This window comes from Citrobacter sp. R-1.5.2 (assembly GCF_035064245.1).
Classification (GTDB): Bacteria; Pseudomonadota; Gammaproteobacteria; order Enterobacterales; family Enterobacteriaceae; genus Citrobacter.
On record NZ_JASEYC010000001.1, the window covers coordinates 341,739 to 354,707 of the forward strand.

The 12,969-nt window shown below is 49.4% G+C and carries 13 protein-coding genes; 10 read left to right on the forward strand and 3 right to left on the reverse strand.

Features of this window, described 5'->3' with window-relative positions:
* The first annotated feature begins 1 nt into the window (after window position 1).
* Both QMN38_RS01615 and QMN38_RS01620 read left to right on the forward strand, forming a co-directional pair.
* Window positions 2-496 carry a putative pterin-binding protein gene (locus QMN38_RS01615; protein ID WP_271442719.1) on the forward strand — a complete coding sequence of 165 codons (495 nt, stop codon included), beginning with the start codon at window positions 2-4 and terminating at the stop codon, window positions 494-496.
* A 17-nt stretch (window positions 497-513) separates the two neighbouring features.
* Window positions 514-2,442, forward strand: a complete 1,929-nt coding sequence (locus tag QMN38_RS01620; RefSeq protein WP_323604349.1) for a putative bifunctional diguanylate cyclase/phosphodiesterase — start codon at window positions 514-516, stop codon at window positions 2,440-2,442.
* A gap of 37 nt (window positions 2,443-2,479) precedes the next feature.
* Here QMN38_RS01620 and QMN38_RS01625 read toward each other — a convergent pair whose 3' ends face one another.
* Entirely contained in the window at window positions 2,480-2,722 is a 243-nt protein-coding gene (locus tag QMN38_RS01625) for a helix-hairpin-helix domain-containing protein (protein WP_271450564.1), read from the reverse strand.
* A 102-nt stretch (window positions 2,723-2,824) separates the two neighbouring features.
* Entirely contained in the window at window positions 2,825-4,912 is a 2,088-nt protein-coding gene (locus QMN38_RS01630) for a TonB-dependent receptor (protein WP_271455642.1), read from the reverse strand.
* A gap of 432 nt (window positions 4,913-5,344) precedes the next feature.
* On the opposite strand from QMN38_RS01630, the gene QMN38_RS01635 reads away from it, so the two are divergent.
* The 7 genes from QMN38_RS01635 to zinT all read left to right on the forward strand — a co-directional run bounded on the left by QMN38_RS01635 (window position 5,345) and on the right by zinT (window position 11,348).
* Complete coding sequence (locus QMN38_RS01635; protein WP_323604350.1) at window positions 5,345-6,931, forward strand: ABC transporter substrate-binding protein; 1,587 nt, start codon at window positions 5,345-5,347, stop codon at window positions 6,929-6,931.
* Window positions 6,931-7,905, forward strand: a complete 975-nt coding sequence (locus tag QMN38_RS01640) for an ABC transporter permease (protein WP_323604351.1) — start codon at window positions 6,931-6,933, stop codon at window positions 7,903-7,905. The genes QMN38_RS01635 and QMN38_RS01640 overlap by 1 nt, the downstream gene beginning before the upstream one ends.
* Entirely contained in the window at window positions 7,895-8,707 is an 813-nt protein-coding gene (locus QMN38_RS01645) for an ABC transporter permease (protein ID WP_271455778.1), read from the forward strand. Before QMN38_RS01640 ends, QMN38_RS01645 begins: the two co-directional genes overlap by 11 nt.
* Window positions 8,701-9,495: an ATP-binding cassette domain-containing protein gene (locus QMN38_RS01650; RefSeq protein ID WP_323604352.1), complete on the forward strand. Its 795-nt coding sequence runs from the start codon at window positions 8,701-8,703 to the stop codon at window positions 9,493-9,495. Before QMN38_RS01645 ends, QMN38_RS01650 begins: the two co-directional genes overlap by 7 nt.
* Window positions 9,479-10,084 (forward strand): ATP-binding cassette domain-containing protein, encoded by a 606-nt coding sequence (locus QMN38_RS01655; protein WP_323604353.1) that lies wholly within the window; start codon window positions 9,479-9,481, stop codon window positions 10,082-10,084. Before QMN38_RS01650 ends, QMN38_RS01655 begins: the two co-directional genes overlap by 17 nt.
* Before the next feature lie 35 nt (window positions 10,085-10,119).
* Window positions 10,120-10,620, forward strand: coding sequence for a phospholipase D family nuclease (locus QMN38_RS01660; protein WP_323604354.1), 501 nt, complete (start codon window positions 10,120-10,122; stop codon window positions 10,618-10,620).
* Between the two features lie 83 nt (window positions 10,621-10,703).
* Entirely contained in the window at window positions 10,704-11,348 is a 645-nt protein-coding gene (gene zinT / locus QMN38_RS01665; RefSeq protein ID WP_323604355.1) for a metal-binding protein ZinT, read from the forward strand.
* 70 nt (window positions 11,349-11,418) lie between these two features.
* Here zinT and ycaC read toward each other — a convergent pair whose 3' ends face one another.
* Window positions 11,419-12,045, reverse strand: a complete 627-nt coding sequence (gene ycaC / locus QMN38_RS01670) for an isochorismate family cysteine hydrolase YcaC (protein WP_005120379.1) — start codon at window positions 12,043-12,045, stop codon at window positions 11,419-11,421.
* A 247-nt stretch (window positions 12,046-12,292) separates the two neighbouring features.
* On the opposite strand from ycaC, the gene leuE reads away from it, so the two are divergent.
* Window positions 12,293-12,931: a leucine efflux protein LeuE gene (gene leuE, locus QMN38_RS01675; protein ID WP_137382924.1), complete on the forward strand. Its 639-nt coding sequence runs from the start codon at window positions 12,293-12,295 to the stop codon at window positions 12,929-12,931.
* The last annotated feature ends 38 nt before the right edge of the window (window positions 12,932-12,969 follow it).

Here is a 12,969-nt window from a genome sequence, read left to right on the forward strand (position 1 = left end):
AATGCGGTTAATTGTTATGTTGTTAAGCTTCGTTGTCACTACTCAGGTCTGGGCTGGTGAACTTCCCAAGCCTGTCGGTAAAGTCCTTTTAACACTGTCCGGTAATATAGAAAATACCAATGAAGACGGGAAAGCCGTTTTTGATATCGCCAGTCTCGAGAAACTGGGCACGGTAAGTTTCCAGACTACCTCACCCTGGTATAATGGACGCACTACCTTTACGGGTATCTCTCTGCAAAAGCTCATGGATTATGTCGGGGCAAAAGGTTCTGTTGTTAAGGTCACTGCGCTCAATGACTACACCACCGCTATCCCACTCAGTGATTTCAAGAAATATAATGTTATTCTTGCGCTAAAAATCAACGGAGAATATATGCGCATCCGTGATAAAGGCCCGCTATTCATCGTGTATCCCTATGACAGTATTCCTGAACTGAATAATCAGATTTTTTATTCAAGGTCAGCATGGCAGGTCAGCTCAATGAAAATTGAGTAGAGGTTCAGAGGACCATCATGAACAGAATACTGGCTGGCATTATATTCTTCCTTTTTATATCTACCGGATATATATCTTTCCTTGTGCACGAAAGACAACAAGAGCTACAGAAACTGACCCACTATGCCGACTCATGGTCTGCTGTTCAAATGGTATCAGAATATTACCGATTTGAATCGTGGCTTGGTCTCTACATTAGTGATGATACGATGACGCTTGATGCTGTACGCCTGCGTCTCGACATTATGCTCAGCCAGAGCGATTTAATAAAAGAAGGTGATTTAGGACATTATATAGAAAGTAATCCAGCGCATTATGAACTGGCTATACAGCTTGAGAAAATGCTTAATTATCTGGATGTTCATCTTGAGAAAATGAACCGTTCAGAACTCAAGACATATTTGAAAGAAATGCATGCGCTTGATGCACCGCTAGCCCATCTTTCATCCGGTGCATTAGATAAAGATGTTAGCTCGATTAATAATACAAATACGAATATTCAAACCCTGTATTATATATATTCGGCGACTTCAGTATTGCTTATAATATTGAGTGCGATACTGGGGATTCTGATTTTTTTCCAGAACAGAAATATTTTGAGAGCACACCTCCAGGTTAAGTGCCTTGCTGAGGAACTTCAGGAATCTAAAGAAAAACTGCAGATCCAGAATGCAAAACTGGAGTATGACGTCTATCACGACTCGCTCACCGAAATGAATAATCGCCAGTTGTTCTGGGGGGATTTAAGTAAAACCATCGCGATGGCAGAAAAAAACAATGACTCTGTGACGGTGATGTTGTTCGATTTAGATCGATTCAAAGAGGTAAATGATACGTATGGCCATGACGCCGGGGATATGTTATTGCGTCAGATATCCCATCGTTTGATTTCTATGAGCCAGGGTTCAGACACGCTATATCGCTTAGGTGGCGATGAGTTTGCGTTTCTTTCGAGCGGTCTGACAGAGAGCCGTGCCGTTTCCCGAGCTCAAAAAATATGTGATTATATCAACCAACCCTACACTATTTATAACGCAATTATAAATATAACCACTTGTGTTGGTATTGTTATCTCAGAAACTGAGCACCGTTCCGACTACCTTTATAAATTTGCCGATCTGGCGCTTTATGAAGCGAAAAATGAAGGCTCGGGTAAAATAAAAGTCTTCCGGCAGCGGATGTTAGAAAAGCTGCAAGAAAGCAGAACCCTTGAACATGATATGGCAATGGCCATAGTGAATAAAGAATTCGTGGTTTATTACCAACCTATTGTTGATTCTTTCAGCCGGGAAATTTACAGCTATGAAGCTCTTATTCGTTGGATACATCCTCTAAAGGGACTGCTGCCGCCGGATAGTTTTATTCCTGTCGCTGAAAAAACAGGCATGATTAACGAGATGGGAAAATCTGTGCTTGAAATTGCTTGCAGGGAAGCGGCTTCCTGGGTGGTACCGGTTAAAATTTCAGTCAATGTTTCACCTGTCCAGCTAAGTAGCAAGGCCTTTGCCGGAATCGTGCTGTCCATTCTGAAAGAAACCGGGCTTCCGGCAGAGCGTCTTGAGCTGGAAGTGACGGAATCCTCTCTCTTTACCGAGAGCAATACGCCGATGAATACACTTAACAAGCTCAGAGCTCTGGGGGTAAAAATCTCCATCGATGATTTTGGCACCGGATACTCTTCTCTTTCGCGACTGAGTCGACTTGCCTTCGATAAAATCAAAATAGACAAGTCCTTTGTGCATTCGATATCCACACAGGAAGACGCCCTTAATATCATCAGGCTTATTACGGGTATGGCGAAATCGCTGAATATGAAAGCTGTTGCAGAAGGTGTTGAAACAGAGGAACAGCTGGCGAGCCTTCAGGCTCTGGGCTGCGATTTCGCGCAAGGGTATCTGTTTGGTAAACCGCAGCCGGGTATCAATGGGAAAATCAGAAACGGTTAAATCGCGCACGTTCCTCTTGCTCGGGTGATACGCTAAATCAGCGTAACGACGACGCACTTGCCAGCGCTAAGACGTTGGCAATTGCCGCTTTCGCTTGCGGACTGTTTTTCCAGCACGTTGAGCCGACCATAGACGCCGCTTGCTGGGTAATATCCTCGACAGTAGAGTTTTTGAGATCGGCAAGCGAGTGGAAACCCAGTTGCTCAAGCCGCTCGATGACTTTGGGGCCAACGCCATTTAATGACAGGAGTGCCTGACGTTCAGTGGTTGAAAAGGGCATTGTCTCTCCTTACGTATGCGCAATACTGACAATCCGCTTACGAAAACACGCTGATAGCGGCCAGGCTATCAGTTATAGCCTGGCCAACAGAGGTAAGCAAAACTAGAACTGGTAGTTTAAGGAGACCCAGTAGTTACGGCCGGGGTTGACGTATCCGGTCGTGGATTGTGCAGTCTGATAGTAGTCGCCCGCATAAGTACTATTGCGGCCAACCTGGTACAGTGTGACGTCACTAAAGTCTTTATCCAGTACGTTGTTCACCGCTGTATTCAGCGTCAGTTCTTTGGTCAGCTTATAAGACATCCCCATGTCCAGAACGGTCCAGGCTTTTAAATTTGCGCCTTTGTCGTCATACACCGCCTTTTGTACTGCGCTGAGGTTGTCGTAATTCTCCGTATAGCGTGGAGCCTTACCGCGGTAGCGAGCGCTCAGCCAGGCGTTCATATCTTCCGTTGCCTGCCAGTTCAGACGGGCGTTCGCCATGTGTTTCGGGGTATAACTCAGTGGCGCGCCTTTATTCTCGCCATCTTTTTGCTTGCTCTGGGTATAGGTGTAATTGAGAGATAAACTCAGCGAGTCCGACCACAGCGGGAATGTACTGGCAAACTCGATACCATCGGTTCTTGCTTTACCGCTATTGGTGTAGCTGTTGGTATTATCATCGATAGAATACGAAACGATTTTATTTTTGTATTCAGTATAGAAACCCGTGACGTTGGCGTTCAGCCCAGCGTCATTCTCATAGTAAAGCCCGGTTTCGTAACTGGTACTTTCTTCAGGTTTAAGGTTCGGGTTCCCGACGGTATTGACGGTTCCCTGTGCCGTCACGCCGCTGATGCCGTTATGAAGTTGGCTGAGCGATGGCGCTTTATAGCCCGTTGTGACACCGCCTTTGAGGGTCCACTCGTCGGAGACGTCCCAGACCATATAGGCGCGTGGGCTGAGGTGCCCCCCAAAGACGTCGTTATGTTCATAGCGTGTCCCCACGGTTAAGGCCAGAGAGTCGAGGATATGCCACTCATCTTCAGCATAGGCCGACCATGTTTTCTGGTGGAATGTCTCGCCGGTATTGGCCAGCACGACACCGTCCTTCATGCGGGCATCCCAGTATTCCCCCCCGAGGGTCAACAGGTGCGAGTCACCTAACGGCGTCAGCAGCATGGAATCCAGAATAACGTTGGTGTTCTTCAGTTCACGCGCGTCGCCAGCCCGGTTCGCGTTCTCTGGTGTCAGTGCCGAGGAGACCAACTGGCGGCCTTTGTTCTCGGTTTCATTCCAGCCCACAGAGGATTTCCAGGTCCCAAATGTTAATGCGGTATCGTGGCCGAGCGTCACTTTGTTACGTTCATAACGCAGCGTTTTATCATATCCGCCGGTCAGATTGCCAAGTTGTCCATCATCGTTATCGTAACGTTGTCTGGCGGAATCGAGATCCAGCCACAACGTATTGCTGCCGCTGGTTTTCCAGTCCAGACGAGTACCGATATTGTAATTCTCGGATTCCGTAGGATACGGCACGCGGGTGGAAGAGGTATCACTCAGCGAAGTGACACTGGAGCCTTGGCGCTGTGTGGTGCTGCCGCGAACCTGCATATCCAGTACACCTGCGATCAATGGGCCGCTTGACCAGAAGTTGGCGACCGTGCTGTTACCCCATTTATTACTTTCTTGCAGGTTAACGCCAGTATTAATGGACGTGCTCCATTTATCGGTGCTCTTTTTGGTGATGATATTGACGACACCGCCAATGGCATCGGAACCGTATAACGTCGACATCGGACCGCGGATCACTTCAATATGGTCGATTGCCGCCAGTGGAGGCATAAAGCTGGTGTTCATGGCCGAAAAGCCGTTCGGTGTCACGTCGCTGCTTCCATTTTGACGGATACCGTCAATCAGGAGCAGGGTATAGCTGGCTGGCATACCACGGATGCTAATTTCCAGACCGCCGGTTTTACCCGTGCTGCTTTCGACATCCACACCTTCCACAGAACGTAGAGCTTCACCTAAATCGTTATATTTATTGGTCTGCAACTCTTGCTGTGAAATAACGGAAACGCTGGCAGCCGCGTTGGTGATCTTTTTTTCGTAACCCGAAGCGGTTACTACCATCACGTCTTCAGCGAAGACAAAGGGGCTGGTAAACCCTATGCAGGACAGAACGACAGAGGCAACAGGTTTTAAACGCATAGTCAAACTTCCTTTGTTAAAAATTCAAAGGCAGTAAGATAATTGATGAAAATGATAATACAAATAATTATCATTATATATTTACATAACTTGTCACTTACTGTGTCTTTCTTTAATAAATATACATAAATTGTCATGAATTTGAGGTAGGCAAAAACCGAAGCGGGTGAATAGTTTCCCCTGCAACTATTGCTTCTTATTTAATATAACGCCGAATAAATACGGTGATTTTGCTTAACCACTTCAGCGAAGTGAAACGTGAAAGCGCCGGGTATTAGAAAGTCGTATGATGTTTTTTAAAAATCGTCATACTTTTCTGCGCTGTATCATTTTTTTCGGCATTACTGTCCGCCATAATCCCTTCCCCAGGAGACCGTCTAACGTAAATTGTTCGTTAAACGAGATAAAAATAACGTAAATCTGGATAAGAGAATGATTAAAGGCAAGCTGGCACTGCTGACGTGCGCACTGACTCTCGCATTAACCTCGCCACTCTTCGCTGCGCAAAATGCAGACGAAGGCCAGACGCTAAAACTGGCCATTGGGCCCGAGCCGACGGAGGGATTTGACCCGATGTTGGGCTGGAGTCATGGCAGCTATCTGCTGTTGCATGCACCTGTGTTAAAGCAAAATGCGGATATGAGCTGGGGGAACCTGCTGACGGAAAAAGTGGTGACCAGTGCCGACGGCAAAACCTGGACGCTGACGCTTAAGCCCGATCTCAAATTCTCTGATGGTTCACCGCTAACGGCTGAAGATGTGGTCTTCACCTACAACAAAGCCGCAAAGAGTGGTGGAAAAATTGACATGGGAAATTTCACCCATGCCCGCGTGATAGACAACCGCACGGCAGAAATTACGCTTAGTCATCCGCAGAGCACTTTTGTGAATGTGCTCGGTTCGTTAGGTATTGTTCCGGCAAAACAGTATGACGAAAAAACATTTGCCAAAAATCCGATTGGCGCAGGTCCTTACCGCCTGGTGAGCTTTCAGCCGGGGCAGCAACTGATCGTGGAAGCAAACCCGTGGTATGCCGGTAAGAAGAATGATTTCAACCGGTTAGTATTTGTATTCCTCGATGAGGATAACGCATATGCCGCAGCGCGAAGTGGTCAGTTGGGACTGGTACGTATTGCGCCGTCGATGGCGGTATCACCTGAACAGCAGAATTTAAAACTGTGGGTTCGCGACAGTGTAGAAAACCGCGGTATTGTTTTCCCAATGGTTCCGGCAGGGAAGAAAGATGCTAATGGTTATCCGGTAGGGAACGATATTACAGCCGATATTGCTATCAGGCGTGCGATCAATTACGCCATTGACCGTAAGCAGCTTGCCGGGCAGGTTATGGAAGGCCATGCAATCCCCGCGTATAGCGCGGTTCAGGGGTTGCCATGGCAGGGGACTTCGGTGGCATTCAAAGATGGTGACGCTGAAAAAGCCCGGACGATTCTGGATCAGGCCGGCTGGAAAGTGGGCAAAGACGGTGTACGGGTGAAAGACGGTAAAGAGGCGCGTTTGACGTTGTGGTATGCCAGCGGCGACAGCACCCGTCGTGATTTAGCCGAGGCCGTGCGTGCCATGCTGCAGCCGGTAGGCATTGCAGTGTCGCTGCAGTCGGGTAGCTGGGAAACCGTTGAACGCCATATGCATGCTAATCCTACGCTGTTCGGCTGGGGGAGTCTGGATCCGATGGAGCTTTTCCATCACTACAGCGGGCAGGCGGCGGGGGTGGAGTATTACAACCCTGGCTACTACAGCAATCCGGTGGTTGAGCAACATCTCAAGCAGGCCATTGATGCGCCAGACTGGCAAAAAGCGTTGCCTTTCTGGCAACAGGTTGAGTGGGATGGCAAACAAGGTGCAGGCGTACAAGGGGATGCCGCATGGGCATGGCTGCTGAATATTCAGCACACCTATCTGGCAAATCCGTGCATTGATCTGGGCAAAGGTGCACCGGAAATTCACGGTAGCTGGTCGTTGCTCAACAATCTTGATGAATGGACCTGGACCTGCCGTTGATGAAGTCTGTTTTAGGCCATGTATTACGGCTGATAGTGTTGTTAGTGCTGGTCGCGGCTGGCACTTTCATCTTGCTCAGCTTTTCTCCGGTCGATCCAATCCGTGCCTATATTGGCAACGATTTGCTGCATGTTCCACCGGAGCAATATGCACGTATTGCTGCGCGTTGGGGCCTGGATCAACCTCTGTGGGAGCGTTTTTTCCACTGGTTCTTACGCGTGCTACAGGGCGATCTTGGTTACTCGATGTTGTTTAATGCCCCTGTTGCCAGCGTGATTAAGGAGCGGTTTGCGACCTCGTTTGCGCTGCTTAGCGGTGCGTGGTTGGTTTCCGGTTTATTGGGAACGACAATGGGGTTTGTTGCTGGTCGCTACCTGAACCGTTGGCCGGATAAAGTCATCTGCCGACTTAGCTATCTGCTTTCTTCCTTACCGACCTTTTGGATTGGCATGCTGTTGCTGGCGGTATTTGCGGTGCGCTGGCCGCTGTTCCCGGTCTGTTGTGCGTGGGAACCGGGAAATAACAGTGATATGGCAACGCTGACTGAACGTCTGCGCCATCTGGTTCTCCCTGTTTGTGCACTTAGTCTGCTGGGGCTGGGGCAAATTACGTTGCACACGCGGGAAAGTATCGCCAGCGTGATGAAAAGCGAATTTGTCCGCTTTGCGCGTTTGCAGGGTGACAAGGGATGGTCGTTGTTGCGACACCAGGTTCTGCGACACGCCATCACGCCAGCGCTATGTCTACAGTTTGCCTCGTTGGGCGAACTGTTGGGCGGTGCGTTGCTGGCTGAAAAGGTTTTTGCCTATCCGGGGCTGGGGCAGGCTACCATCGATGCCGGATTACGCGGTGACCTGCCGTTACTGATGGGGATTGTCTTGTTCAGTACCGTGCTGGTGTTTATGGGTAACTCTCTCTCTGCCTGGTTTGTCCATGTTCTGAATCGTGCGCTGGAGCGACCCGATGCTCTATAACCCGACGCCGACGCTTGTTCGTCTTCTGCTGTCCGTGAGTGGCCTGTTATTTATTGCAGTATATGGTGCGGCCACATTGGATAATCCGTTGAGCGTGAATCTTCTTGCCCGTCATCTTCCGCCTGATGCGCTGTACTGGTTTGGTACCGACAATCTGGGGCGCGATTTGTGGGTTCGTTGCTTTCAGGGGGCGCTTACCAGTCTGCAAATCGGTATTGGCGCGGCCCTGTGCAGCGGGTTCATTGCGTTACTGATGGCAGCGATTTCCCGTTTACATCCACGCCTGGATGTTGTCATGCGTCTGATCACTGATGCGATGCTGTCCATGCCGCACCTTCTGCTGCTGATTTTGATCTGTTTTACGTTGGGCGGCGGGAAAAGCGGGGTGATTATGGCGGTTGCACTCACACACTGGCCGCGGCTGGCATTGATTTTACGTGCTGAAGCGGAACGCGTGGCCCACAGCGATTACCTGACACTCACCTGGCGACTGGGACATGGCCACTTTTACTGCTGGCGGCATCACTATTTACCCGCGCTGTTGCCCCAGTGGCTAACGGGAACGTTGCTGATGTTCCCTCACGCGGTATTGCACAGTGCAGCGTTAAGTTTCCTTGGCTTCGGGTTGGCACCCCACGAACCTTCGCTGGGACTGTTGCTGGCAGATGCGCTGCGGTTTATCAGTCATGGCGACTGGTGGCTGGTGCTGTTTCCAGGGCTGATGCTATTTCTCCTTGTGATGCTATTTGATCAACTTGCCCGGGCGGTACAGCGTTTATGGTTGAGAGGTGATACATGTTGAGTTTGCAGCAGATTTCGCTGGAAGTGGCGCGTTATCGCTGGTACGGCGCAAAAAAATGGTCCTCGTTGCTGCAGGATGTCTCCTTTGATGTTGCGCCGGGCCAGATGGTGGCGTTAGTGGGGGGCAGCGGTGAGGGTAAGAGCCTGCTGCTGCAATGCCTACTTGATCTATTGCCGGAAAATTTGCGCTTGCATGGCAATATCACCCTTGATGGAAAAATGCTGGATAACAATGACATCAGGGCATGCCGTGGCAATACGTTTAGTTATGTTCCGCAAGGTGTGCAGGCGCTGAATCCACTGCTGTCGATTGAAAAGCATTTACGAAGAGCCAGCCAGCTTTCCGGTCAGGCGTGGAATACAGGGCAAATTGAACGCTTGCTCGAACGTCATCATCTGGATACCACCGTGTTAGAGTCTTTCCCGCGTCAGCTTTCGGGGGGGATGGCCAAACGCATTCTGGCGTGTCATGCCGCGCTCAGCCAGGCGCGTTATATTCTTGCTGATGAGATTACCGCCTGGCTTGATGCGCCTCTGGCAAATCAACTGCTGGAACAGCTACGCGGCCTGTGTGAGCAAGGAGCCGGCGTTATATGGGTGACACATGATCTCACTCTGGCGGCACGTCACGCAGATCGCATTGTCGCGCTGCATCACGGAACAGTGTCGGATAATGTCAGCCGGGAACAGCTTTTGCGTGGTGAAATTAGTGAACATCTGCAACGGCAATGGCGAGCGCTGCCCGAAAGAAATCAACTTTTTGGAGAGCGGTATGCTGTGCTGTCGTAATGTGTTCGTTCGTCAGGGCGGTAAAATACTGTGGCAAAATCTCTCGTTCTCGCTTTCGCCAGGGGAACGTATTGGGATTTGCGCACCCAGTGGAACCGGAAAAACAACGCTGGGACGTGTGCTTGCGGGGTGGCAAAAGCCGACATCCGGCGACGTTCTGGTTGATGACCAACCGTTGCCGCGCCATCAATATTGCCCGGTACAGCTTGTGCCGCAGCATCCGGAATTAACCTTTAACCCCAGACGGAGTACCGGTGATGCGGTTCATGATGCCTGGCGGCCAGATGCAGAAACGCTTGCCCGACTGCATATTAAGCCGGAGTGGCTAACGCGTCGTCCCGGACAACTTTCGGGTGGCGAGTTGGCTCGAATTGCCATACTGCGGGCGCTCGACCCGCGTACGCGTTTTCTGATTGCCGATGAAATAACTGCGCAGCTCGATCCCTCTATCCAACGGGATATCTGGGCGCTGCTGCTTGAAGAGTGTCAGCGCCGTCCGTTAGGTATGATGATTATCAGCCATCAACAGGCATTGCTTGATCAGATTTGCACGCGAACGCTACGCAGTCCGGATAACCCCTCAGATTAAACCACTCACTGGTCAATAACATGAAGATAAAACCGATGGCTATGATCGCGGCCCTGTTGTGGGCCGCGGTGCCGATGGCAAATGCCTCTGTTCAGGTAGGTTTTTCACCGGAAGGTTCGGCGCGGGGTTTAGTTCTCGACACTATTCATCATGCGCGGCACACCATCGACATGATGGCGTATTCCTTTCAGTCTGCGGATATTGTTCAGGCGCTGGTAGATGCAGAAAAAAGAGGTGTTGTTGTCCGGGCAGTGATCGATAAAAAACGTAATCAGGGGAAAGTCAGTCAGAAAGCGATTGCGTTTGCGACGGCCAACGGTATCGATATCAGATTGGATGACCACTATCACCTACAACACGACAAGACCATGATTATTGATGGTGACACGCTGGAGACCGGCTCGTTTAATTTTGCCAAATCCGCCGAATTTGCGAATTCAGAAAACGTGTTGGTGATCCGTGGAGAGCCTGGTGTTGTGGCGCAGTACCAGGCCCATTTTGACAGCCGTTGGAAAATTGCCCGCCAGCATGATTGAGTGACGTAAAACGATATTGATTAAACCGTAATGTTATATTATAACATTTCATTCGCAAATGATTTGAGGGTGAAATTTTGGCTATGCATGTGGAAAAATTGGCAGTCGCTCTGGGGATGCTTTTGGTTAGTAGTCAGGTACTGGCGCATGGTCACCATTCCCATGGTGCACCAATGACCGAAATAGAACAAAAGGCGGCAGAAGGCGTTTTTGATGACAAAAATGTACAGAACCGCACGCTAGCCGATTGGGATGGCATGTGGCAGTCTGTCTATCCGTATCTGGTGAGTGGTGAACTGGATCCGGTATTCAAAAAGAAAGCGGAGAAAGACAAGAGCAAAACGGCAGAGCAGATTAAAGCCTATTACCGTGAGGGTTACGCGACCGATGTTGACACTATTGGTATTGAAAACGGCGTAATGGAGTTTCATACCGGTAAAAAGGTGGCATCGTGTAAGTATGATTATGCCGGATATAAAATTTTGAACTATACGTCAGGCAAGAAAGGTGTACGTTACCTGTTCGAATGTAAAAGCGCTGGCAGCGACGCGCCGAAATACGTGCAATTCAGTGATCACATTATTGCGCCACGTAAGTCGAGCCACTTCCATATCTTTATGGGGAATACCTCGCAGGCTGCCCTGCTTGAAGAGATGGATAACTGGCCAACCTATTACCCTTATCAGCTCAAGGGAGAAGAGGTGGTGGATGAAATGCTGCACCACTAATCCTGACTGAAACTGTTCAATGAAACCCGCCGATGTTGGCGGGTTTCTGTGTATTACACTGACAGGAATATTATTTCCCGGATGTCAGCGTGTTGTAGCTGGTCATCAGGTTACGATAGTCAGGAATATGGTTGGAGAACAACGTTCCCAGCCCTTCAATATCGTTGCGCCAGTCGCGGTGTAATTCACAGGCCAGACCGAACCACGTCATTAATTGTACGCCAGCAGATGACATACGATTCCACGCGGAATCACGGGTCAGTGGATTAAACGTACCGGATGCATCGGTGACCACAAACACGTCGAAACCGGCTTCAATGGCAGAAAGCGCAGGGAATGCGACGCAGACTTCGGTTACTACCCCGGCGATAATTAGTTGCTTTTTGCCTGTTGCTTTGATCGCGTTAACAAAATCTTCGTTATCCCAGGCATTAATCTGGCCAGGACGTGCGATGTAAGGGGCATCCGGGAACAGTTCTTTCAGCTCAGGAACCAATGGACCGTTAGGACCGGTTTCAAAGCTGGTGGTCAGAATCGTCGGGAGTTTGAAATACTTCGCCAGATCGCCTAATGCCAGAACGTTGTTTTTAAACTTGTCTGGATCGATGTCACGGACCAGTGAAAGCAAACCCGTTTGGTGATCGACCAGTAGTACGGCAGCCTGATCTTTATCGAGACGTTTATAAGCAATAGTCATTTTTCTTTCTCCATGTGATGAGAGGGTGCCTTGCGGGCTGAATCTACTGATAAACATTAGTGGCTAAACGGGGCATTGGGTAGGCGCAAAAGTGGGTTTCATCGTTGCAAATGTGGAACGAATAATGATGTTGCAACCGGACTGAAACAGAATGCTATATTCTAAAGCTTCTCTTTCCATCCCCTGGCGCATTCGTTAGCATATTGTCTCGCAGCAAGTGCATGTGTTTTTTCAGGAAGAGGTTAACGTGTTCGCAGAGTATGGAGTTCTGAATTACTGGACGTATCTGGTGGGGGCTATTTTTATCGTGTTGGTACCGGGGCCAAATACGATATTTGTGCTGAAGAACAGCGTCGGTCGTGGCGTGAAGGGCGGTTATCTGGCCGCAAGCGGTGTGTTTATCGGTGATGCCGTATTGATGTTTCTGGCCTATGCCGGCGTAGCTGCGCTTATCAAAACGACGCCCGTATTGTTCAATATCGTTCGTTATCTCGGCGCGTTTTATCTGCTGTATCTCGGTGCGAAGATCCTGTATGCCACACTGAAATCGAAGGCCAGCGATGCTGCGCCAGACGAAGTTCCGTTTGGCGCAATTTTCAAACGTGCATTAATTCTGAGTCTGACGAATCCTAAAGCCATTCTGTTTTATGTTTCGTTTTTCGTACAGTTTATTGATGTCAACGCGACTCACTCAGGGTTGTCGTTCTTTATTTTGGCGATGACGCTTGAAATAGTGAGCTTTTTCTATCTGAGTTTCCTTATTTTCTCCGGTGCGTTTGTGACACAGTATATTCGTACGAAGAAAAAACTGGCTAAAGTTGGGAATTCCCTCATCGGCTTGATCTTTGTCGGTTTTGCGGCACGTCTGGCGACGCTTCAGTCGTAATGCTATTGGCCCGCTGCTGACGGCGGGCTTTCAGTATT

Bases quoted from the DNA above. Each gene is read 5' to 3' on its own strand.
- QMN38_RS01655 (WP_323604353.1), top strand. From the start codon at position 9,479: ATGCTGTGCTGTCGTAATGTGTTCGTTCGTCAGGGCGGTAAAATACTG.
- QMN38_RS01615 (WP_271442719.1), top strand. From the start codon at position 2: ATGCGGTTAATTGTTATGTTGTTAAGCTTCGTTGTCACTACTCAGGTC.
- QMN38_RS01620 (WP_323604349.1), top strand. From the start codon at position 514: ATGAACAGAATACTGGCTGGCATTATATTCTTCCTTTTTATATCTACC.
- zinT (WP_323604355.1), top strand. From the start codon at position 10,704: ATGCATGTGGAAAAATTGGCAGTCGCTCTGGGGATGCTTTTGGTTAGT.
- QMN38_RS01625 (WP_271450564.1), bottom strand. From the start codon at position 2,722: ATGCCCTTTTCAACCACTGAACGTCAGGCACTCCTGTCATTAAATGGC.
- QMN38_RS01635 (WP_323604350.1), top strand. From the start codon at position 5,345: ATGATTAAAGGCAAGCTGGCACTGCTGACGTGCGCACTGACTCTCGCA.
- QMN38_RS01660 (WP_323604354.1), top strand. From the start codon at position 10,120: ATGGCTATGATCGCGGCCCTGTTGTGGGCCGCGGTGCCGATGGCAAAT.
- QMN38_RS01640 (WP_323604351.1), top strand. From the start codon at position 6,931: ATGAAGTCTGTTTTAGGCCATGTATTACGGCTGATAGTGTTGTTAGTG.
- QMN38_RS01650 (WP_323604352.1), top strand. From the start codon at position 8,701: ATGTTGAGTTTGCAGCAGATTTCGCTGGAAGTGGCGCGTTATCGCTGG.
- QMN38_RS01645 (WP_271455778.1), top strand. From the start codon at position 7,895: ATGCTCTATAACCCGACGCCGACGCTTGTTCGTCTTCTGCTGTCCGTG.
- ycaC (WP_005120379.1), bottom strand. From the start codon at position 12,045: ATGACTATTGCTTATAAACGTCTCGATAAAGATCAGGCTGCCGTACTA.
- QMN38_RS01630 (WP_271455642.1), bottom strand. From the start codon at position 4,912: ATGCGTTTAAAACCTGTTGCCTCTGTCGTTCTGTCCTGCATAGGGTTT.